Below are 18,735 nucleotides of genomic sequence, written 5' to 3'. Positions count from 1 at the left end.
GTTCGCCGATCTGCGTTTTCAGGGGCGCAGGCTCCGCAGGCTGGTGCGAATTTCGCTGACCAGGATCCCGGGCTGTTCGAAGGCGGCGTAGTGTCCGCCCTTGTCGGCTTCGCCGTAGTGGATCAGGTTGGCGTAGGTGTCTTCGATCCAGCTTCGGGGCAGGCGCGGGATGTCGCGGGGAAACACGGTCACCGCGACCGGCAGCGTCAGTTTGGGCCCGGCCATGCTGCCCGCCTTGTTTTCCCAGTAGATGCGCGCGGACGATGCGGCGGTGTTGGTGAACCAGTAGAGCGATATCGCGTCCAGGATCTCATCGGTGCCGAGGGCGTCCTCGGCGAGTCCGTGGTTGTCCGTCTTGGCTTGGAACTTGTCGTAGATCCAGGCCACCTGGCCCGCCGGCGAGTCCGCCAGGGCGAAGCCGATGGTCGCCGGCTTCGTGGCCTGAAGGTGATTGGCGCCACCCATGTCGCCGTTGTACAGGGCGAGGGAATCCACGGCGTATTGCTCTTCGGGCGACAGCGTGTCGGGTATCTGCGCGGGAAACGCGTATTGGCTGTTCAAGTGAATGCCGAGCAGTCCCTCGGGCTGCATGACCCCGAGCACGGAGGTGATGACGGCACCCCAATCACCGCCCTGGGCGGCCCACTTCGTATAGCCAAGGCGCTTCATGAGTTCCACCCACGCGGCGGCGATACGCGAGACCGACCAGCCCGTTTCTGCAGGCTTCTGGGAAAACCCGAAGCCGGGCAGCGACGGGATCACGACATCAAATGCATCGTCGGCGTTTCCGCCGAACGCCACCGGATCAGTCAGCGGGCCAATCACTTTCAGGAACTCGACGATCGAACCGGGCCATCCATGCGTCAGGATGAGCGGCATCGCGTTCGGATGCTTTGATCTGACATGGATGAAGTGGATATCCAGCCCATCGATCGCGGTCAGAAATTGCGGGAAACGATTGAGCTCGGACTCGAATCGGCGCCAGTCGTACTTGCGCGCCCAGTAGTCGATGAGTGATTTCGCATGGTCCAGGCGAACACCTTGCGACCAGTCGGCGACGGTTTCCTGAGCCGGCCAGCGCGTTCTGGCCAGCCGCCGCTTCAGGTCCTCGATCTCGGCATCCGGGATCGAGACGGTGAAGGGGCGGACGAGCGGTGGGGGTATGGGCGCCGATTCGGCCATTGCCTCGTTCTCCTGAACGTTTGCTTCGCCGTGCACACGACGATGCGCACGGACACTCGTGTGCAAACTACTCCATTCCTGCAGGAAGGCCGTACTAGCGGCACCTCAGGGGGCACGCAGGCATGGGTCAGATCGATGAGGATCTGTTCCCTTCCGGGCGGGCAACGCCTTGGCGACATCCTGGTGTGATTCGAAACGGACGGCTAAAAGACGCTGCCCGCCTTGAAGGCTTCAGCCTGTTTTCTTCGGGAGCTGTCCCGGTCCGATCGCGGCTGCAGCAGCAGACCCTGAGCTTTCCGGGGCGCGCGTGGTTGCAACGGATATTCCTGGACATGACAGTATTCCCTTCAATTGATCGCGATCCTGGGCGCGTGATTGAGGGGCTGAAGGATCAGACAATGCCGCCATTGGCGCGCAGCACCTGGCCGTTGATCCATGCGCCATCGGGCCCGACCAGAAAGGCGACGGCCGCCGCAATGTCCTCCGGCGTGCCGAGCCGTTCAAGCGGATTCATCTTCGACGTGCGCTCGATCAATTCCGGCGACTTGCCGTCGAGGAAGAGCGCTGTCGCGGTCGGCCCGGGCGCAATGGCATTGACGGTGATATTGCGGCCGCGCAGTTCCTTGGCGAGGATGCCGGTCAATCCTTCGACGGCCGCCTTCGTGGCGACATAGACGCCATAAGTCTCCAGCTTGAGCCCGACGACGCTGGTCGAGAAATTGACGATCCGGCCGCCATCGCGCAGACGCCGTGCGGCTTCGCGCAGGGTGTAGATGCTGCCCTTGAGATTGGTGGCAATCAGGCTGTCGATGAGGGCGTCATCGCCATCGGCAATCGTCGCCAGCCGCATGATGCCGGCGTTGTTGATCAGAACGTCGATACCGCCGAAAGCGGCTTCCGTGCTGTCGAACAGACGCGCCACCGCGGCCGCATCGCTGACATCGGCTTGCGCGGTGAGCGCCTTGCCGCCGGCAGCCTCGATCTTGCCTGCCAGCTGCTCGGCCTCGCCGGCATTGCTGGCGTAGTTCACCACGACCGTGAAGCCGTCTTTGGCGAGGCGTTGGGCAATCGCTGCACCGATGCCACGCGAGGCGCCGGTGACGATGGCGACCTTGTGGGTGGTCGTTGTCATTCGAGTTCTCCTTTGGGATGCGTTGCTGACAAAGGAGAGTCTGTTCTTTTCGATGCTTCGGATAATCAACTATGATCTGGCATCACTATTCGAAAATAGCGAACAAGTGACATGGATCGCTTCGATGCCATGCGCATCTTCACTCGTGTTGCCGAGCGGCGCAGCTTCACCTTGGCGGCCGACGACCTGGGCTTGCCGCGTTCGACCGCCACCGATGCCGTCAAGCAACTGGAGCAGCGGTTGGGAGTGCGCCTGCTCGAAAGAACGACGCGCGTTGTACGGCCCACGGTGGACGGCGAAGCCTATTACCAGCGGTGCGTTCGCCTGATCGCCGATCTTGAGGATACGGAGGCCGGGTTCAGCGGTGCCAAGCCTTCGGGTCTGCTGCGCGTCGATGTGCATGGTGCGCAGGCACGTTATTTCCTGCTGCCCGGGCTGCCGGACTTTCTTGCGCGCTATCCCGACATCAGCTTGCACATAAGCGAACTTCACCAGTCGCTCGACATGGTGCGAGAAGGCTTCGATTGCATCGTGCGGGCCGGCACGCTGACAGATTCTTCGCTCTATTACCGCAAGCTGGCCGAGTTGAAGCGCGGCACCTTCGCCAGCCCGGGCTATCTCGCTCGCTTCGGCACGCCGCGCACGCTCTCTGATCTCGCCAACGGCCATACGATGATGGGTCTGCTGGCCCCTGACTCACCGTCCATCAGGCCGCTCGCCTTTACCGTCGCGGGCAACGTTCAGGAATTGATGCTGCCCACCGTGGTTACGGTCACCGGACCGGACACGAACATTGGGTCGGCCTGTGCCGGTCTCGGCATCATCCAGGTGCCGCGCTACGGTGTGGTTTCCCAGCTTGCCAACGGTACGCTTGTCGAATTGCTGGCGGATTACCCGCCGCCGCGCCTGCCGGTGCATGCGCTCTATTCCCATACACGTCAGCTTTCGCCGCGCCTGCGCGTCTTCATCGACTGGCTGGCGCAGCAATATCGAACACGCGACGCCCCTTGAGAAGGGCAATGGGCTGCCGCCTGGCGGTGTTGATCCAGGCAGGTTGCCGTGGCCGCCATCAACGTCGCCACATGGTTGTAGGAGCCCGCTCGCGGGCGATGCTTTTCCGGTTTTCTGGATGCCACGCCAAGAGCATTGCCTGCGAGCGGGCTCCTACGAATATCGGTCGCGAATATGCGCCGAGGTTACGGTTTCCGACCGTCCCGCCTTGCATATTCTCCTTCGATTGGAAATGCCGGCATCCCCCAGGGGATGAACGGAGTGGCGCCCGCCCTGCGGGCGACTCGCGCCGCACACGACGGCAATTCCGCTGTTTTGTCGCCCGCTATGTCGGGGGCGAAAGCGGGTTTCCTTCCGATCGGCGTGACCTCTGAAGAAAACGCGCGGCGGTGCCCGGCCGCGCGCAGCAAGTCAGAGTTGCGCCAGACCACCGTCGACGGCGACCTCGCTGGCGGTCATGAAGCTGCTGTCCGACGACGCGAGGAAGGCGGCGACCGCACCGATCTCCGAGGGATCGGCCATGCGCTGCAGCGGCGTCATCGCGGCGAAGACCTTCTGGCCTTCCACGCCCAGCGCTTCCTTCGCCAGCTCGGTCGCCGTCGCCCCGGGCGACAGCACGTTGACGCGGATGCCGGTGCCTTTCAGGTCTTCCGCCCAGGTCTTGGCGAGGTTGCGCACGGCCGCCTTGCTCGCGCTGTAGGCGGTCATGCCCGGGGCGCCGGTGGTGCCGGCGCTTGATCCGGTCAGGATGATCGAACCGCCCTGACCCATCAGCGGCAGCGCTTTCTGCACCGTGAAGATCGTGCCCTTCACATTGGTGTCGAAGGTTTCGTCAATGTGCTCGGCGGTGATCTTGCCGAGTGCAAGCTGGCTGCCCGCGCCGGCGTTGGCGAAGACGATGTCGAGGGTTCCGCGCTCGGCCTTCACCGCCGCATAAAGCCGGTCGAGGTCGGCCAGATCGGAGACCGATCCCTTCACCCCACGGGCATTCGGGCCGAGGTCGGCCACCGCTGCGTCGAGCGCGTCCTGCCGGCGGCCGAAGATGAAGACGAACGCGCCTTCCTCGATGAAGCGCTTTGCCGCCGCGAGGCCGATACCCGTAGCGCCGTCGGTGATCACAGCGGTTTTTCCAGTTAGCTTGGTCATGTCTTGGATCCTTGGTGTGTGTATGTGTTTGGGGGCGCATCGCCGGCACATTCAGTCCCGCGTTCGGAATGTCCCGGGATTCGACTTAATCGGGGGCTCCAAGTCGCTGCGGAACCATGTCGCGGTGCGGTGGAAAAGTTGACGGACATCGCGGTACATGGGGCAGCTTCGTGATGCCTGGTTCCCAATCTAATCGGGCCAACGGCGTTTGATTAGTCGCCAATTGGGACTAAGATTGTCCCGCCAACGGGACAATCGCCGGGAGGCACCATGAGCCGCGATCTCAATGACACCTTGGTGTTCGTCAAGGTGGTCGAGCTGGGCAGCTTCACCGCCGCCGCCCGGGCGCTGCACCTGCCCAAGACCGCGGTCAGCCGCAAAGTGCAGGAGCTGGAAGCGCGACTGGGCGCCCAGCTACTGCATCGCACCACCCGCAAGCTCGGACTGACCGAGGCGGGCAGCATCTATTTCGCGCATTGCCAACGCATTGCGCGCGACCTCGACGAGGCGGAAAGTGCGGTAAGCGAGTTGCAGAGCGGACCGCGAGGCTGGTTGCGCGTTACCGCAACGCACACGGTGGGCAACTTCTGGGTCGCGCCTTTGCTAAGCGAATTCCACGCACGCCATCCGGAAGTGCACGTGGAACTGCTGCTGAGCAACGACAATCTCGACATCGTCGCCGACGAGATCGACGTGGCGATGCGCGTGGGCACGCTGGCGGATTCAAACCTGGCGGCGCGCAGGCTTAGCGTGTTCCACCCCGCAGTCTACGCGGCGCCGCGCTACATCGAGCGTTTCGGCGAGCCGCTGCATCCTGACGATTTGATCCACCATCGCGCATTGGCGCAGACCAACCACCGCCACGCCAACGCCTTCACCTGGACGCTGGGCGATGGCAACGGCAAGCCGCGCGACTTCCCGGTCGACCCGGTGATGGTCTCGAACGACCCAAGCGCGCTGCGCGCGGTGTTGCTGGGCGGCGATGGCATCATGCTGACCAGCGACGTGATGGTGCGGGCCCACGTCGAGCAGGGCCTGGTGCAGCGGGTACTGGCCGACTGGCGCGGTCCGGACGTCGACCTCCATGCGCTCTTTCCGCGCGGACAGGTGCAATCACCGAAAGTACGCGCCTTCGTCGACTTCCTGGTCGAACGCTTGAGAGTCTACGAAAATTACATGCGCGCGCTCGGCGACGACACCCCGCGCCCCGAACAGTTGGCGGCCGAATCGGCGGCGGCGAAAGCCTGACGGAGCCAGGTTCACTTCCCCGCAAGCAGCAAGTGAACGTGGTCCCGTTCTTGCCGAAAGTTGGCGTCTGTCACTTGGCTCCGGCATCTTCCCATGGCCTGCAACTGTTCACCTGCTGCGCCTGTGAGCCTGGTCCAGATCGGCGTGACGGTAGGCCCGGGACTGATCGTTTTATCCGGATACCGCGACTGGCAAGTTCGCCTGCAAATGTCTTCCCCATTTTGAGGTTGAAGAATCCACAGCCTCTCATTGCTCCTTCTTGAACAGGTCCTGGAAAATCAGCGGGCCCCAGACGCGGCCGCGTGCCTGTACCAGGTTGCCGCCCTCGTTGAACTTGCCGAGGTAGACGGGAGCGAAGCCGAGTTGCTTGGCCACATCCGAGACTTGCGCCGCGGCCGCTTCGTCGTCGCTGGACAGGAACACGACGCGGTGGCCGCCCTCGGCCTTCGGGTCGGTGGCCAGGGTGCGCGACAGCAGGTGATTGAAACCCTTCACGAATTTGGCGCCGGGGAACGACTTGGCGGCGAAGGCAGAAGAGGGAAGGTTGTCGAGCGTTTCGACAGGGTCGTTCGAGTTCATCGCATCGATGATCGTCTTGCCCTTCCAATCCGGAAGCAGCTTGCCGATGTCCCGATGCCCCTCGAACAGCACCGCGAGAATGATGACGTCCGCCTTGGCGGCTTCCTGCAATGTCCCGGGAATGACCTTGGGCCCGATCGCCTGCGCCTGCGGCAACAGCGCTTCGGGCGGCCGCCGGCTGGCGACCGTGACTTCGATATTGTTGCGGGCGAACGCGCGGGCGAGGGCTTGGCCGATGGAGCCGAAACCGATGATGGCGTAAGTCATGGGATTGTCCTTTTCACTAGGTGTTTGAAGTGGTTGCGGCCCCTGCGGGCCGGTTGCCCAACCAATCTGGGTCGCTTGACGCATCAACACAATTGACGAAACATCGTTCAATACCATCTAGTTTTTGGATAACTGATGCTCGACAACGTCACCATCAACCAGTTGCGCGCGTTCGTGGCGGTGTGCGACCAGGGCAGTTTCTCGGGCGCGGCGCGCAAGCTCGCGCGGGCGCAGTCGGCCATCAGCCATGCGATCAAGGCGCTGGAAAGCGCGTTCGACGTCGAGTTGTTCGAGCGCAACACGCGCAAGGCCCAGCTCACCGCCGCGGGCCGCAGCCTCCTGCCCGACGCGCGCGCGGTGATCTCGCGCACGGAGGAAATGAAGAACCGTGCCGGTTCCATCGCCAGGGCCGGCGTGCCGCAAGTGTCGGTGGCGGTCGACGCCTACTTCCCGCGCGCCCACCTGATCGACTGCCTGCGCACGCTGCAGCAGGAGTTCCCCACCGCCGCGATCAACCTGCGCATCACCACCATGCAGGGCGGCGAAAAGCTGGTGCTTGAAAAAGTGTGCGCCCTGGCCGTCACCATCAACGACGTGCCGGAAGTGAACCCGCAAGCCATCGAACGCCACTGGCTGCGCGAGGAGGAGATGGTGACCGTATGCGCGCCATCCTTCCCCCTCGCGGCAACCCCCAAACCCATCCCTGTGGATGAGTTCGGCCGCTACACCCAGATCATAGTCACCGACAACCAGCCCGGCGCGGACCAGACCCAGGAGGGCGTGGCCGGCAAGCGCCAGTGGCTGGTCAACGATCTCGGGGCGAAACGGGATTTGCTGAAAGCCGGGCTGGGTTGGGGGCACTTGCCTCGGCATCTCGTCGCCGAGGATCTGGCCGGTGGGCAGCTCGTCGAACTTGAGCGGCGCGCGTGGCACATCCGCTCGCTGACGTTCGTGGTTTCACAGCGGCGGGGACATGATTTGTCGGCGTGTGAGGCGCGGTTGGTGGGGCTGCTTGGGGAGGCTTAGGTTCGTGCGAAGCGCGGCTGTCTACGTGGGTTGTCGGTCATGGACGGACGTCCGCAGGGGAACGCTTACATGCGCTCCGTGGGCTGAGTACCGAGGGTCAGTGCATATTGGTCACGTCCCCTTTAGTTCAGTTCAGCATTTCGCCTAAGCGGCGGAGCCAGCCGCGAACCTCGCCGTCCGGATCGCGCTCAGCCAGCATTGCCGCTGTCATGCAAGGGAAGGCTTGCTGAGCAAGCTTCCTTTTCGCATTGGAGTCTTTGAGAGGCTTGCCATGGCCGGTGTGGGCTACGAACGCTTCACCAAAGATCTTGGGTGTTGCTTTGCCCTCCACTGGGTGGTCGGTGACCTCAATATCGAAGCCAAATGCCATCGAGATCGCGTCCTTGTGCAGGTAGCTCTCAATCTCATGTTTGGCGGTGATAACCGCCCAAGAGCCATCTTGCCGCTCATTGACCCGCCTTGCAGACTCCGCATAGCCAGGTACGTCACGGTCATAAATGTGCACCTCACGTTTGTTGAGGCCGCGCAAGTAGTGTTGATTGACCCAATGCTCTAGCGTTCCACCGCCGAGGACAATGAAAGCCACGCGCTCGTCAGCTGCGATGTTCGGCAGCGTTGCGTCAGCTTGGCGCAGTGCACTGGCCAGGGCCTTCAACGCCAAGACGTCGGTAGGTCCCTCGACGCAGACCAAGACTTGAACGCGGCTGTCCGGAGTCACACCGAGCGCCTCTGCAACTTGGCCAAACACATCGACCCCAGATTGGATGTGGGGTTTTTTGGTTTCGGCATGGCGCGAAACGTAGCGGATGCTGTCCTGGGGAAGCGAGGAGGCGAAGCCAGGGCTATGGGTGGTCAGGATCACTTGGCATCCTGGGTCATCTGACAGCGCCTTGAATGAGTCGATGAGGACGCGTTGGTTGTTCGGATGCTGCGCAGTTTCCGGCTCCTCGATGGCATAGATGATGCTGCGCTTGGCGCTGGTCTTGAGGCGACGCTCCGCCTCGGCTTTGAAGAAACTCACCAAGACCAGTCGCCGCACGCCACTGCCCCGCTTATTCAGGGGAATACCGTCGTCGGTGTTCAATCCAAGGGAGAACAGGCCCTGCCATTTGGCCGCGGTGGGCGGGCTGAACTCGGGCGTCAGTTCACTGGCAAGGTTCGGGTCGATCGTAGCCAGCGCGGCGTGTGTATTCTGCGCAATCTCCTCCGCCTTCTCACGCACCTTGGCTTGGATGCGTGCAATGTCCTCCTGAACTTCCGCGATCGCCGCAGCCACGGCGGCCTTCATGGGGCTCTGCACCTCGTCATCGGAATCCCGGCTACTCCGATCACTTTGGAACAGCGCGAACATGGGTAGGTGCGGCTCGATCTGCTCCCATATCCGCTTCACATCTTCCTTGGGCTTGCCCACGGGAATAGCGACCTCTCGGAGCCGCAGGTCGCCGGCGCCCGCCCAAATCGCCCGTCGCATCCTCGGGTTGCCCTTCAGGGCGACGTCCAGCCCGAGATCTTTCACGCGCTTCTGGAGGTCTTTCTCCTTGAGCTCCAACAGGTTGGCGCAGTCGTCCGCAGTGGGATGATTGGCGATGACCAAGACTTCCGCGGACGGCTTCTTGCTCGTGCAATCGAAGGTCTTCCGGATTTTTAGCCGTCCGTCTTGGGCCAACAAATATTCGTCGGCTAGCGTAGTTTCGGCTCCCGCATCCAGTGTCAGCTTGGACGGGAGCTCTGAGAATTCGCAGGTGATTGAGACGGTTTTGTCGGCGTTGTGGACGTTGGCGTCTCCTTGCTCCATAGAGACCAAGTCCCCGTTGAAGAAGATTTCCAAGGTTTCTAGGATGGCCGATTTGCCGATGTCGTTGCGACCGACAAAGGTGGTCAGGTCGCCCAGTTCGACCCGAACTTCTTCACCGTAGCATCGGAAGTTAGTGATGCTGACTGCTTCCAAGCGCATGTGGTCGCTCCCCCTGAGCGTCTGTCCCAGCCAAGCCGACTGCTGTTCGATGATGCCTTGGAGCAACTGGCGTAGCAACGGGAATACTTCATTCGACGAATATGGTCCAAGCTCATGCATTCCGGTTAGCGGGTCAGGCTGAGCTGGCTTTGGTTTGACGGACACCTTTTGCCGCATTACTCCCCAAAGCACGTATGCCGCCGCCAGTTGCGCCAAGACCGAGTTCTGCAGCGCAAGCCCAGTCAGCGCATACCGCAGCATGCGTTGCATGGAAGGAATCCAAACGCCTCGAGAAGCTCGTCCGACAATAACCCTTCCGGCATTTCAAGCTCGATCCGGTGGAAGTTGAAGACCAGCATCTTGATCGCCTTCTTGAGCTTCAGCAGTTCCAGAAATGCCTGCCTTCTGGCCTCGTCAAGCCTCTCATCCTTTGTTAGCGAGTAGAGCCTCTTGGGGTGCGCGTAAATGTACCCGTTGAGTCCAGTAGATCTAGCATGGTTCCGTACGTTTTCAACACCCTTGTGAATCTTCTCCAACAGCTCGGACTCGGTTTGATCCCGAACGCTCTCTGGACGTTCCTGTGAAGCATATGAGACCTCCTTCGGATTGATCGGTACGCCGAAGCGGCTTCCGACATGGGCCCAGAAGATGTCAACTGGCCGGTCTTTGTACTGGGGCCACTCTTTGTCGCAGAAGTTCTGAAAGTCGCGGACTTTTTCTGGACCAAGCTTCGCGATCTCTGGCGGCGTCTCGAAGTTCTCGAAGTTCGCCCGCAGGTACTCACACTCCGGTTTCGCATGGTACCGAGGTGTATTCACCTTCATGACGTATTGAGGAACGAAATACCGCTCCCTGCGACGTAGATCCTCCCGAATTACATTTGCATCTACCTTTACGCCACTGTTGGCCCATTGCTTGATGACACCGAGCGTCGTCTTGTGCTGGTACATAGTCACGATCTCGTCGTTATTGAGGACATCGCGGAGGGAGAAACGACTAAGGCCTGCAATTGCCTCATTCAGATCCGTCTTGTTGTCACTTGACCGCGCCAGACGGTCTAGCGATTTGAAGTAGTTGTACTGGGAGACATAGTGCATGTGCATCGATCTGTCGAATTCCTTGATTAGCAGTGCCATGGCGCCCAACAACTGAGCGCCGGTGCGCTCGGCTGACGAACGAGCGGGGGGCTTACTTTTCCGCTTTCTGGAAGGGACCGCGAACGCTCCGAAGCATTTCATTGTCGTTCTTGATCGCTCCAGCACCTACCAGAAAATCGAGTGCAGAGCCTGCTTGAACCCCATTACTGGCTTCCTCGGAGATGAGCGATTCGTTATCTGCGCTGCTGAGCAGGCTTTCCGCCAGCTGCTGAGATAACCCCTTCGTGAACAACGTGAGTACGGGTCGCTGAGAGGCGACACTGAGGGCTTGGACCATAGCGGCGGTCCTATGAGAGATCCGTAGACTCAGCGTCTCGAAGTCTTTGCTGTTCGACTCGACGGTTGATGCGCTGAGCGACGCGTATAGCTCGGAAGAATGTTTGTTCATACGTTGGCCCTCGAAAATCGTTCCACAAGAGTTAGGTACTCTTCGCGGAGACCTCCCAGGCGCTTCTTCTCGTCCAGTTCTTGACTGTAGTAGTTGTTCAGGTCGCCCCCTAAAGAATAGAAAAGCATGTCGGACCAGCTGCCTCTGCTCATGTAGTCGGTGCCCGCGATCGCATCCGCATGTTTGGCCACCAAAGCAGCACAGTCCTTGTCCTCTTTCGCAAGGTCCTGAAGCATCGTCCCGATCACGGATTCGATCATCGAGTTCAGAATCTGCGAGCGCGGGGTGCCCGACTGGCGCGAGACGGTGTCCAGGATCCGTAAGTCCGACTTACGGATCTTGACGTTCACCTTTGGCATCGGAGTCTCCTTCGCGGACTGAAAGACCTCCACCAAGGACGGACCGTCTGCAAACTTCTCGTGATTGATTTCGTAAGACATGGCTTGGTGTTCCGTATTGAGCAGTCAGTCCCGCTTGAACTTCTTGTGGCGATGGAACGCAGTGATGAGGGTCTCACCGCGATGGGCGACGCCCGCCCCACCACTGGCGCGCATTTTTTCCAGTTCGCGTATCTCCTGCTTGCGCTTCTGGATCTCCTGATCGATTTCCTTCCTTCCGAGCAGAGTCATGTCGCCACGGCCATTGGATGCTCCATGGTCAAGGATGAGGTCGACCATAGTGGGACTAATCCCCCGCTGCTGGGTTCGTGCCTGAAAGTGATGGGTCGCGTTCATTTCCCACTTCTGCGTTTGCGTGGGATTAAATGTACAGGTACGTATTGGATTAGTCAACAGGTTCGTTTCGGGTACGTTGCCTCCTTCAAGCCCGCGAAGCCGGGGTGGAGCCCCGTGGAAACCGCCGTGGAAACCGGGACGGGGGAAGTCAAAGGTGAAACCGAGGCAGAGTTGACCTTCTAACCCTGCCACAGAGAAAGACCACGCCGAAACCCGGGTCCGAGCCGGCGTTTGCGCGGGCCTTGCTGGACGAAGCCGGGTCGTTGTTTCTCAATGGCGATCCGGCGATGGCCCGCGTGGTCCTGCGCGACCTGGTCAATGCCACCGTGGGCTTCGAAGGGCTGGCCTCGGCCATCGATCGCCCCAGCGAGAGCCTCCATCGCATGCTGTCCGCCACGGGCAACCCGGGCATGGACAATCCGGCCGCCACCTTCGATGTGCTGTGCTGGAACTTGCAGGTGCACGACCAGTGCGATGCACCCGCAGGGCTGCTCGAAGGTTTCCTCGAATAGCAGCGCCAACTCCGGCGCGCCGCCGGCGATGTTTTCCGGTCACCGGGATATGCGCCACCAGCGTCGCAAGTCGGTTGGCGAAGCCGTACTCCTGATCAAATTTGCAGGACTTCATGTCACCGAAAGTCCTGATGGGACGCGCAAGATATCTCCACCGAGCAACACCGCCCGGCATTCTCCGCTCAACAGGAACTACCGCCATGTCCATCCAGAAAGTCCCCAATGCCGCCACCGCCACCGCCACCGCCACGGGTGGGCGCGACGATCGTGCCACCTCGTCTGACAACGAGCTCGACGTGCGGCGGTCCACCCCGTCCGAACCGGGCACCACCGATGCCACCGTGGACGGCAACTACATCGTCACCGCTGATGGCGTGCGCCTGTACTACAAGGATTGGGGCCCCAAGGATGGCCCGGTGGTCACACTCAGTCACGGATGGCCGTTGAGCTCGGACAGCTGGGAGTCGCAGATGCTGTTCCTGGCCGACAAGGGCTACAGGGTGATCGCCCACGACCGCCGCGGCCATGGCCGTTCCAGCCAGCCATGGGACGGCAACGACATGGACCATTACGCCGATGATCTCGCGGCCGTGATCGAAGCCCTCGACCTCAAGGACATCACCGCGGTCGGCTTCTCCACCGGCGGCGGTGAGGTGGCCCGCTACATCGGCCGCTACGGTACCGATCGCATCCGCAAGGCCGTACTGGTCAGCGCCGTGACGCCGATGATGCTGCAGACCGAAAGCAATCCGGCAGGCCTGCCGGTTGAGCCCTTCGATGCGCTGCGCAACGGCTCGCTGGCCAACCGGTCGCAGTTGTACCTGGATATCGCGTCCGGCCCGTTCTACGGTTTCAACCGTCCGGGTGCCAAGGCCTCGCAGGGCTTGATCGACAGCTGGTGGGCGCAGGGCATGCAGGCCGGCCACAAGAATACCTATGACTCCATCGCGGCGTTCTCGGCGACCGATTTCCGCGAGGACCTGAAGAAGTTCGACGTACCGACGCTGGTGGTCCACGGCGACGACGACCAGATCGTGCCGTTCGATATCTCCGGAAAAGCTGCCGCCGCGCAGATCAAGGACGCCAGGCTGATCGTCTATCCCGGTGCGCCGCATGGCCTGACCGAAACGCACAAGGACCGCTTCAACCAGGACCTGCTGACCTTTCTCGAGGAATGAGCGAACCGCTTCGGCACGCCGACCGTGGACTTTCCACGGTCGGCTTTTTCGTTTCAGAAGCAAGGGAAAACCGGCAGCCCGGTTCGGGGCGGGCCAAAACGGAGTCGGGTTATTTCCAGTTTGTCCGAGCAGGTTCGCCGCTTGCGTACCTACGCCTTCGCCGCCTCGCTCTCCCCAAGCGCCTTCCATTCCCGCGGTGATTGCCCGGAGTGCGCCTTGAACGCACGGGAGAGGGCGGCCTCGCTGCCGTAGCCCACGTCGGAAGCGATCACCTTCAGGGGGCGTCCGCGGCGCAGCGCCTTTTGTGCCAGCCGCACGCGCCAGCCTTGCAGGTAGCGCCCCGGCGTCGTGCCGACGGTCTCGCGGAACGTGGTGGCGAACACGCTGCGCGACATGCCGGCGGCGCGCGCCAGTTCGTCCAGCGTCCACTCCTGCGCCGGCGTTTCGTGCATGGCGACCAGCGCGTTGCGCAGGCGCGGGTGCGACAGGCCGGACAGCAGGCCGCCGTGCACGGCGCCGCTTTCCATCAGCTGGCGCAGGACCTGGATCATTACCACTTCGAACAAACGCTCGATCAGCGCGACGCGCCCGCATCGCTGTTCGAAGGCTTCCTCGAACAGCAGCGCCAGCACCGGTGCGGCGCCGGCGATGTCTTCCAGCGGCAGGCAGACAACGTCCGGCAGCGCCGAGGCGATCGGGTTGTCGGCGCCGCCTTCGAACGACAGGTTCGCGCAGACCATGTCCGCGCCGCGTTCCGGGTCGGTGACGAAGTGGTGCGTCAGCGGCCGCGGAAACAGCAGCAGGCTCGGCCGCTCGACGTGCAGTGTTCCTTTGCCGTAGCGCACCTCGACGGCGCCGCTGCGCACCAGGTGCAACTGCCCGTGCGTGCCATCGCCTTCCACCGTGTTGATGCCGCACAGCGCACCGGTATTGAACACCTGCGCGTTCACCGGGAAATGCGCCATCAGCGCCGCCAGTCGGTCAGCCATGTTCGTACTCTCGATCAAGTTTTCAGGATTTTATATCACCGGTAGTGCCGGGTGGGTGGGCAAGATACCTCCACCGAGCAACACCGCCCGGATCTCCCCACTCAACAGGAACTACCGCCATGTCCATCCAGAAGATCCTCTACATCGCTGCCGCCACCGCCACCGGTGGTCGTGAAGGCCACGCCACCTCGTCCGACAACGTGCTGGACGTGCAGCTGTCCACTCCGCGCGAGCTGGGCGGCGCCGGCGGCCCCGGCACCAATCCGGAGCAATTGTTTGCCGCCGGCTACTCCGCCTGCTTCCTCGGCGCGCTGAAGTTCGTCGCCGGCAAACAGAAGGTCGCGCTGCCGGCGGACACCAGCGTCACCGGCAAGGTTGGCATCGGCCAGATCCCGACCGGCTTCGGCATCGAGGCCGAACTGACCATCGCCGCCCCCGGCATCGATCGCGACACCTTGCAGTCGCTGGTCGACCAGGCCCACGTGGTCTGCCCGTATTCCAACGCGACGCAGGGAAACATCGACGTGACGCTGCGCATCGCCGACTGATGGCACAACTCCAGCGCCAGGCGTGCCTGGCGCTCCTCCCATTTCCATCGAAAGGAAGATCATGAAAACCTCGAACAAACGTCTTGCCACCACGCTTGCCGGATGGTTGGCACTGGGTGCCTTCGCGCTGTCCATGCCGCTGGTGGCGTCGGCGCAAAAGTCGCCGGCGCCCAGGCCGACCGTGGTACTCGTGCACGGTGCCTTTGCCGATTCATCCAGCTGGAACGGCGTGATCGGGCAGTTGCACGACAAGGGCTACACCGTGATCGCTGCGGCCAATGAATTGCGCAGCGTGAAGAGCGATGCCGCGTCCGTCACCAGCGTCGTCAAATCCATTCATGGCCCGGTGGTGCTGGTGGGCCATTCCTACGGCGGCTCGGTGATCAGCGAGGCGGCGACGGGGCAGGACAACGTCAAGGCGCTGGTCTACGTGGCGGCGTTTGCACCGGACGTGGGCGAGAACGCGGCCGAGCTTTCCGGGCGTTTCCCGGGTGGTTCGCTGGGCCCCGCGCTGGCTCCGCCGGTGGAACTGGCTGACGGCGGCAAGGATCTGTATATCGACCAGGACAAGTTCCACGCCCAATTCGCCGCGGACGTCCCTGCCGCGCAGGCCGCGTTGATGGCCGCCGGGCAGCGCCCCGTCACCGATGCCGCGCTGCACGAGGCGAGCACGTCAGCCGCGTGGAAAACCATCCCGTCCTGGTTCGTCTACGGCAGCGCGGACCTCAACATTCCACCCGCGGCGCAAGCCTTCATGGCCACGCGTGCCCACTCGCGCAAGACCGTGGTCATCAAGGGCGCTTCGCATGTCGTGATGGTGTCCCATCCGGCTGAAGTGGCCGCGCTGATCGAGCAGGCGGCGTTGGCGAAGTAACGGGCCAGGCTCATTGCCAGCTTGAAGCAGGAAGCAAGGGCTCGGGTTCATTTGCCGACACGGAAATAGAACCTGAGCCGCTTTTTTTGCCTCCGTTCAATTGGCCACGTTCCCTTGGGTTCCTCGAAATCGGGGTGCCATGGAGCCCATTGTTTTCATGAAAAGTCAGTAGGTGTTTCCGATATTTGACGGTTTTTCGGGAAAGTCGGGATCAACACAATGTGCGCCTCAGATCGCGCATCCGGCGCGTCAACAAAAGGAACTCAGCATGGCTTCCGCGTACATCGTGTTTATCCGCGAGCGCAGTGTCGATGGTGACGCTCTCGCCCGTTACTCGGCTTTGGTGCCACCGACTTTCGCTGGACGAAACGTCAATTTCCACGTCGCCTACGGGAGGCAGGAAGTCCTGGAAGGTCCGGAGGCGGATGGTGTGGTGGTGTTGGAGTTCGAGAGCTGGGACGAGGCAAGACGTTGGTACGACAGTCCGGAGTATCAGGCTGCGATCCCCGTGCGGCAGGGCGGCGCCACGTTTCGGGCCATCCTTGTTGAAGGCACGGCGTGAAAGACTCGCGCCCCGTAAGGCAGGGCGGCCGGTAACGGCGACAGGTTCGCTTCCAGCCTGACCCGGTGAATCCGATTGAAGGTGGCGAGGCCACTGGCAAGTTTGGCCTCGAAGGTCGCTGTCCGCCATTTCAACCCTTCAACCGGCCTCTGTTTCCCTGAGCTCGTTTCCGAGTGGACGAGAGCGATACTCGCTACGTGCTGCCATAAAGACCGGGCGTCGGATCAACACCGACCGTGCCGGCTCCTGCACGCAGGATGGCGTGCGGTAGACTATTGAGATTCGTTCTCATTTGCCTGCCATGACTCCAAGACATCTGTTCGCAGCGCTGCTGCTGGCCACGCTTCTGTTCTGCCCACGTCTTCATGCGGCGGTGGACTCGGTTCCCACCACCTGGCGACTGCTGGACTACATCGCGGTGGACTACCGCGAGGCGGTGCGGGACGGCGCGGTCGTCAATCAGGTCGAGTACCAGGAGATGCAGGAGTTTTCGGCGACGGCGGCGGCGGCGATCAAAGCCTTGCCGCCCACGCCTGACTCGGCTCCGTTGAACCAGGGCGCCGTGGCACTGCAGCAGGCCATCCGGGCCAAGAGCGCGCCGGAGGAGATCGCCACCCGGGCCCGCGCCGTGGCGGCCTTGCTGATCAAGGCTTACCCCATTCCGTTGATGCCGACCAGCGCGCCGCAGTACGCACGCGGCCAGACGTTGTACGCACAGCAATGCGCGAGTTGCCACGGCGCCACGGGTGCCGGCAATGGTCCGGCGGCCGCGGGTCTGGACCCGCCGCCGATCGACTTCACCGACCGCGCCCGCGCCGACGAGCGCAGCATCTTCGCGCTCTACCAGGTGATCGACCAGGGCCTGCAGGGTACGTCGATGCCCAGCTTTGCCAGCTTGCCGGCCGAGGATCGCTGGGCATTGGCGACCTATGTGGGCGCCTTGGCCTACCCGGAATCCGAGGCCGAAGCAGGGCGCGAGTTGCTGGAGAAAAATGACGCGTTGCGGGCAAGGCTCGATTTCAAGAGCTACGTCGACACGACACCCGCCACGCTGGCCACGGAGCTGCAGTCCGCGCAGAAGGCGGCGGCGATCGTGGCCTACGTGCGCCGGCATCCGGAGGCGACGCGAACGCGGGATGCGGAATCCGCCCTGGCGGTGTCGCATGAATTGCTTCGGCAGGCCATGGTGGCTTACCGCGGCGGCCAGCTGAAGCAGGCCAAGGACCTGGCGTTGTCCGCGTATCTGGATGGGTTCGAACCCGTCGAACCGCTGCTCGCCGCCCGCGATGCGCCGTTGATGGCGAAGATCGAGGAAGCGATGGCAGGCGTGCGTGCGGGCATCGGCGCCAACGTCGATGCCGATACCCTGCAGACCCAGGTCGATCGTCTGGACGATCTGTACGCTGAAGCGGGGCAGGTGCTCGCGCAGGGCGAAACATCCGCCGTGGCCAGCTTTGCTGCCGCCTTCACCATCCTGCTGCGCGAAGGGTTGGAGGCATTGCTCATCGTCGTGGCGATCATTGCCCTGCTGCGCAAGGCGGGCCGCAGGGAAATGCTTCCATGGGTGCATGGCGGCTGGCTGTCCGCGCTGGGCGCCGGCGCCGTGACGTGGGGACTGGCCACATGGGTGGTTTCCATCAGCGGTGCAAGCCGTGAGCTCACCGAAGGTTTTGGCTCGCTGCTGGCGGCGATCGTGCTGATCTGGGTCGGCATCTGGATGCATGGAAAGAGCCACGCCGAGAACTGGCAGCGCTATGTGCGCGACAAACTTGGCCACGCGTTGAGCAAGACCTCCGGGGTTTTTCTGCTGGGCCTGATCTTCGTCGTCGTGTATCGCGAAGTCTTCGAGACCATCCTGTTCTATGTCGCCATCTGGAATCAGGGCAGCAAGAGCAGCGTGATCGCCGGAGGCGTGGCCGGGTCCCTGGTGCTGATGGTGATCGGCTGGTTGATGATGCGTTACAGCCGCCGCCTGCCCATCAGCCAGTTCTTCCGCTACAGCTCCGTGCTGATGGCGGTGCTGGCCGTCGTGCTGATGGGCAAGGCGGTCTCCGCGCTGCAGGAGGCCGGCTACCTGCCTATCACCTGGATCAATGGCGGGCCGCGGGTGGAGCTGCTGGGCATCTATCCCACCATGGAAGGCATTGCCGCCCAGGTCGGCATCGCGCTGGTCCTGGTTGTCGGGTTTGTCTGGTCCAACCGCTCGGCAGGTGCGTTGAAGGCGTCTGATGGAACTCGGTGACACCGA

Annotated in this window: 19 protein-coding genes; 9 read left to right on the top strand and 10 right to left on the bottom strand. The window is 62.4% G+C overall.

The genetic code is table 11. The annotated features are described in order from the left end of the window. Positions 1-18: 18 nt before the first annotated feature. Both ACFPK0_RS11080 and ACFPK0_RS11075 read right to left on the bottom strand, forming a co-directional pair. Positions 19-1,182, bottom strand: coding sequence for an epoxide hydrolase family protein (locus tag ACFPK0_RS11080; RefSeq protein WP_377340799.1), 1,164 nt, complete (start codon positions 1,180-1,182; stop codon positions 19-21). 391 nt (positions 1,183-1,573) lie between these two features. Then, a complete protein-coding gene (locus tag ACFPK0_RS11075; protein WP_377340797.1) occupies positions 1,574-2,314 on the bottom strand; it encodes an SDR family oxidoreductase in 741 nt (246 codons plus the stop codon). Positions 2,315-2,425: 111 nt separating this feature from the next. Here ACFPK0_RS11075 and ACFPK0_RS11070 point away from each other — a divergent pair, with 111 nt between their 5' ends. Beyond that, complete coding sequence (locus tag ACFPK0_RS11070; protein WP_377340795.1) at positions 2,426-3,325, top strand: LysR family transcriptional regulator; 900 nt, start codon at positions 2,426-2,428, stop codon at positions 3,323-3,325. A gap of 411 nt (positions 3,326-3,736) precedes the next feature. Here ACFPK0_RS11070 and ACFPK0_RS11065 read toward each other — a convergent pair whose 3' ends face one another. Beyond that, positions 3,737-4,471, bottom strand: coding sequence for an SDR family NAD(P)-dependent oxidoreductase (locus ACFPK0_RS11065; RefSeq protein ID WP_377340792.1), 735 nt, complete (start codon positions 4,469-4,471; stop codon positions 3,737-3,739). Positions 4,472-4,741: 270 nt separating this feature from the next. Between ACFPK0_RS11065 and ACFPK0_RS11060 the strand changes: the two genes are divergently transcribed. Beyond that, positions 4,742-5,719, top strand: a complete 978-nt coding sequence (locus tag ACFPK0_RS11060) for a LysR family transcriptional regulator (RefSeq protein WP_377340790.1) — start codon at positions 4,742-4,744, stop codon at positions 5,717-5,719. Positions 5,720-5,965: 246 nt separating this feature from the next. On the opposite strand, the gene ACFPK0_RS11055 is transcribed toward ACFPK0_RS11060, so the two are convergent. Further along, entirely contained in the window at positions 5,966-6,682 is a 717-nt protein-coding gene (locus tag ACFPK0_RS11055; RefSeq protein WP_377340788.1) for an NADPH-dependent F420 reductase, read from the bottom strand. A gap of 18 nt (positions 6,683-6,700) precedes the next feature. On the opposite strand from ACFPK0_RS11055, the gene ACFPK0_RS11050 reads away from it, so the two are divergent. After that, positions 6,701-7,591 carry a LysR family transcriptional regulator gene (locus ACFPK0_RS11050; protein WP_377340785.1) on the top strand — a complete coding sequence of 297 codons (891 nt, stop codon included), beginning with the start codon at positions 6,701-6,703 and terminating at the stop codon, positions 7,589-7,591. A 127-nt stretch (positions 7,592-7,718) separates the two neighbouring features. Here ACFPK0_RS11050 and ACFPK0_RS11045 read toward each other — a convergent pair whose 3' ends face one another. The 5 genes from ACFPK0_RS11045 to ACFPK0_RS11025 are packed head-to-tail and all read right to left on the bottom strand — an operon-like array spanning position 7,719 to position 11,824. After that, complete coding sequence (locus tag ACFPK0_RS11045; protein ID WP_377340783.1) at positions 7,719-9,815, bottom strand: ATP-binding protein; 2,097 nt, start codon at positions 9,813-9,815, stop codon at positions 7,719-7,721. Further along, positions 9,788-10,681, bottom strand: coding sequence for a hypothetical protein (locus ACFPK0_RS11040; protein ID WP_377340781.1), 894 nt, complete (start codon positions 10,679-10,681; stop codon positions 9,788-9,790). The genes ACFPK0_RS11045 and ACFPK0_RS11040 overlap by 28 nt, the downstream gene beginning before the upstream one ends. Before the next feature lie 52 nt (positions 10,682-10,733). After that, complete coding sequence (locus tag ACFPK0_RS11035) at positions 10,734-11,090, bottom strand: hypothetical protein (protein WP_377340779.1); 357 nt, start codon at positions 11,088-11,090, stop codon at positions 10,734-10,736. Continuing rightward, positions 11,087-11,530 (bottom strand): hypothetical protein, encoded by a 444-nt coding sequence (locus tag ACFPK0_RS11030; RefSeq protein WP_377340777.1) that lies wholly within the window; start codon positions 11,528-11,530, stop codon positions 11,087-11,089. The genes ACFPK0_RS11035 and ACFPK0_RS11030 overlap by 4 nt, the downstream gene beginning before the upstream one ends. Before the next feature lie 24 nt (positions 11,531-11,554). Continuing rightward, positions 11,555-11,824 (bottom strand): hypothetical protein, encoded by a 270-nt coding sequence (locus ACFPK0_RS11025; protein ID WP_377340775.1) that lies wholly within the window; start codon positions 11,822-11,824, stop codon positions 11,555-11,557. 242 nt (positions 11,825-12,066) lie between these two features. On the opposite strand from ACFPK0_RS11025, the gene ACFPK0_RS11020 reads away from it, so the two are divergent. Then, on the top strand, positions 12,067-12,336 hold the full coding sequence (locus tag ACFPK0_RS11020; protein ID WP_377340773.1) for a helix-turn-helix domain-containing transcriptional regulator: 270 nt from the start codon (positions 12,067-12,069) through the stop codon (positions 12,334-12,336). A 200-nt stretch (positions 12,337-12,536) separates the two neighbouring features. Next, positions 12,537-13,514 (top strand): alpha/beta fold hydrolase, encoded by a 978-nt coding sequence (locus ACFPK0_RS11015; protein ID WP_377340771.1) that lies wholly within the window; start codon positions 12,537-12,539, stop codon positions 13,512-13,514. 149 nt (positions 13,515-13,663) lie between these two features. Here ACFPK0_RS11015 and ACFPK0_RS11010 read toward each other — a convergent pair whose 3' ends face one another. Then, positions 13,664-14,503 carry an AraC family transcriptional regulator gene (locus tag ACFPK0_RS11010; protein WP_377340768.1) on the bottom strand — a complete coding sequence of 280 codons (840 nt, stop codon included), beginning with the start codon at positions 14,501-14,503 and terminating at the stop codon, positions 13,664-13,666. Positions 14,504-14,622: 119 nt separating this feature from the next. On the opposite strand from ACFPK0_RS11010, the gene ACFPK0_RS11005 reads away from it, so the two are divergent. The 4 genes from ACFPK0_RS11005 to ACFPK0_RS10990 all read left to right on the top strand — a co-directional run bounded on the left by ACFPK0_RS11005 (position 14,623) and on the right by ACFPK0_RS10990 (position 18,729). Continuing rightward, complete coding sequence (locus ACFPK0_RS11005) at positions 14,623-15,051, top strand: organic hydroperoxide resistance protein (protein WP_377340766.1); 429 nt, start codon at positions 14,623-14,625, stop codon at positions 15,049-15,051. A gap of 61 nt (positions 15,052-15,112) precedes the next feature. After that, positions 15,113-15,925, top strand: a complete 813-nt coding sequence (locus tag ACFPK0_RS11000; protein WP_082520077.1) for an alpha/beta fold hydrolase — start codon at positions 15,113-15,115, stop codon at positions 15,923-15,925. Positions 15,926-16,193: 268 nt separating this feature from the next. After that, a complete protein-coding gene (locus tag ACFPK0_RS10995) occupies positions 16,194-16,487 on the top strand; it encodes a DUF1330 domain-containing protein (protein ID WP_056077638.1) in 294 nt (97 codons plus the stop codon). A 301-nt stretch (positions 16,488-16,788) separates the two neighbouring features. Next, complete coding sequence (locus ACFPK0_RS10990) at positions 16,789-18,729, top strand: FTR1 family protein (RefSeq protein WP_377340762.1); 1,941 nt, start codon at positions 16,789-16,791, stop codon at positions 18,727-18,729. Positions 18,730-18,735: the final 6 nt, after the last annotated feature.

Origin of the sequence: Rhodanobacter ginsenosidimutans, assembly GCF_042655685.1 — a bacterium.
Lineage (GTDB): Bacteria > Pseudomonadota > Gammaproteobacteria > Xanthomonadales > Rhodanobacteraceae > Rhodanobacter > Rhodanobacter ginsenosidimutans.
Note: the sequence above shows the minus strand (reverse complement) of the source record. Positions and strands in the feature narration are given on the sequence as shown.

Excerpts from the sequence above, each read along its gene's own strand:
- ACFPK0_RS11080 (WP_377340799.1), bottom strand. The coding sequence starts at position 1,182 with ATGGCCGAATCGGCGCCCATACCCCCACCGCTCGTCCGCCCCTTCACC.
- ACFPK0_RS11075 (WP_377340797.1), bottom strand. The coding sequence starts at position 2,314 with ATGACAACGACCACCCACAAGGTCGCCATCGTCACCGGCGCCTCGCGT.
- ACFPK0_RS11070 (WP_377340795.1), top strand. The coding sequence starts at position 2,426 with ATGGATCGCTTCGATGCCATGCGCATCTTCACTCGTGTTGCCGAGCGG.
- ACFPK0_RS11065 (WP_377340792.1), bottom strand. The coding sequence starts at position 4,471 with ATGACCAAGCTAACTGGAAAAACCGCTGTGATCACCGACGGCGCTACG.
- ACFPK0_RS11060 (WP_377340790.1), top strand. The coding sequence starts at position 4,742 with ATGAGCCGCGATCTCAATGACACCTTGGTGTTCGTCAAGGTGGTCGAG.
- ACFPK0_RS11055 (WP_377340788.1), bottom strand. The coding sequence starts at position 6,682 with ATGGTATTGAACGATGTTTCGTCAATTGTGTTGATGCGTCAAGCGACC.
- ACFPK0_RS11050 (WP_377340785.1), top strand. The coding sequence starts at position 6,701 with ATGCTCGACAACGTCACCATCAACCAGTTGCGCGCGTTCGTGGCGGTG.
- ACFPK0_RS11045 (WP_377340783.1), bottom strand. The coding sequence starts at position 9,815 with ATGCAACGCATGCTGCGGTATGCGCTGACTGGGCTTGCGCTGCAGAAC.
- ACFPK0_RS11040 (WP_377340781.1), bottom strand. The coding sequence starts at position 10,681 with ATGGCACTGCTAATCAAGGAATTCGACAGATCGATGCACATGCACTAT.
- ACFPK0_RS11035 (WP_377340779.1), bottom strand. The coding sequence starts at position 11,090 with ATGAACAAACATTCTTCCGAGCTATACGCGTCGCTCAGCGCATCAACC.
- ACFPK0_RS11030 (WP_377340777.1), bottom strand. The coding sequence starts at position 11,530 with ATGTCTTACGAAATCAATCACGAGAAGTTTGCAGACGGTCCGTCCTTG.
- ACFPK0_RS11025 (WP_377340775.1), bottom strand. The coding sequence starts at position 11,824 with ATGAACGCGACCCATCACTTTCAGGCACGAACCCAGCAGCGGGGGATT.
- ACFPK0_RS11015 (WP_377340771.1), top strand. The coding sequence starts at position 12,537 with ATGTCCATCCAGAAAGTCCCCAATGCCGCCACCGCCACCGCCACCGCC.
- ACFPK0_RS11010 (WP_377340768.1), bottom strand. The coding sequence starts at position 14,503 with ATGGCTGACCGACTGGCGGCGCTGATGGCGCATTTCCCGGTGAACGCG.
- ACFPK0_RS11005 (WP_377340766.1), top strand. The coding sequence starts at position 14,623 with ATGTCCATCCAGAAGATCCTCTACATCGCTGCCGCCACCGCCACCGGT.
- ACFPK0_RS11000 (WP_082520077.1), top strand. The coding sequence starts at position 15,113 with ATGAAAACCTCGAACAAACGTCTTGCCACCACGCTTGCCGGATGGTTG.
- ACFPK0_RS10995 (WP_056077638.1), top strand. The coding sequence starts at position 16,194 with ATGGCTTCCGCGTACATCGTGTTTATCCGCGAGCGCAGTGTCGATGGT.
- ACFPK0_RS10990 (WP_377340762.1), top strand. The coding sequence starts at position 16,789 with ATGACTCCAAGACATCTGTTCGCAGCGCTGCTGCTGGCCACGCTTCTG.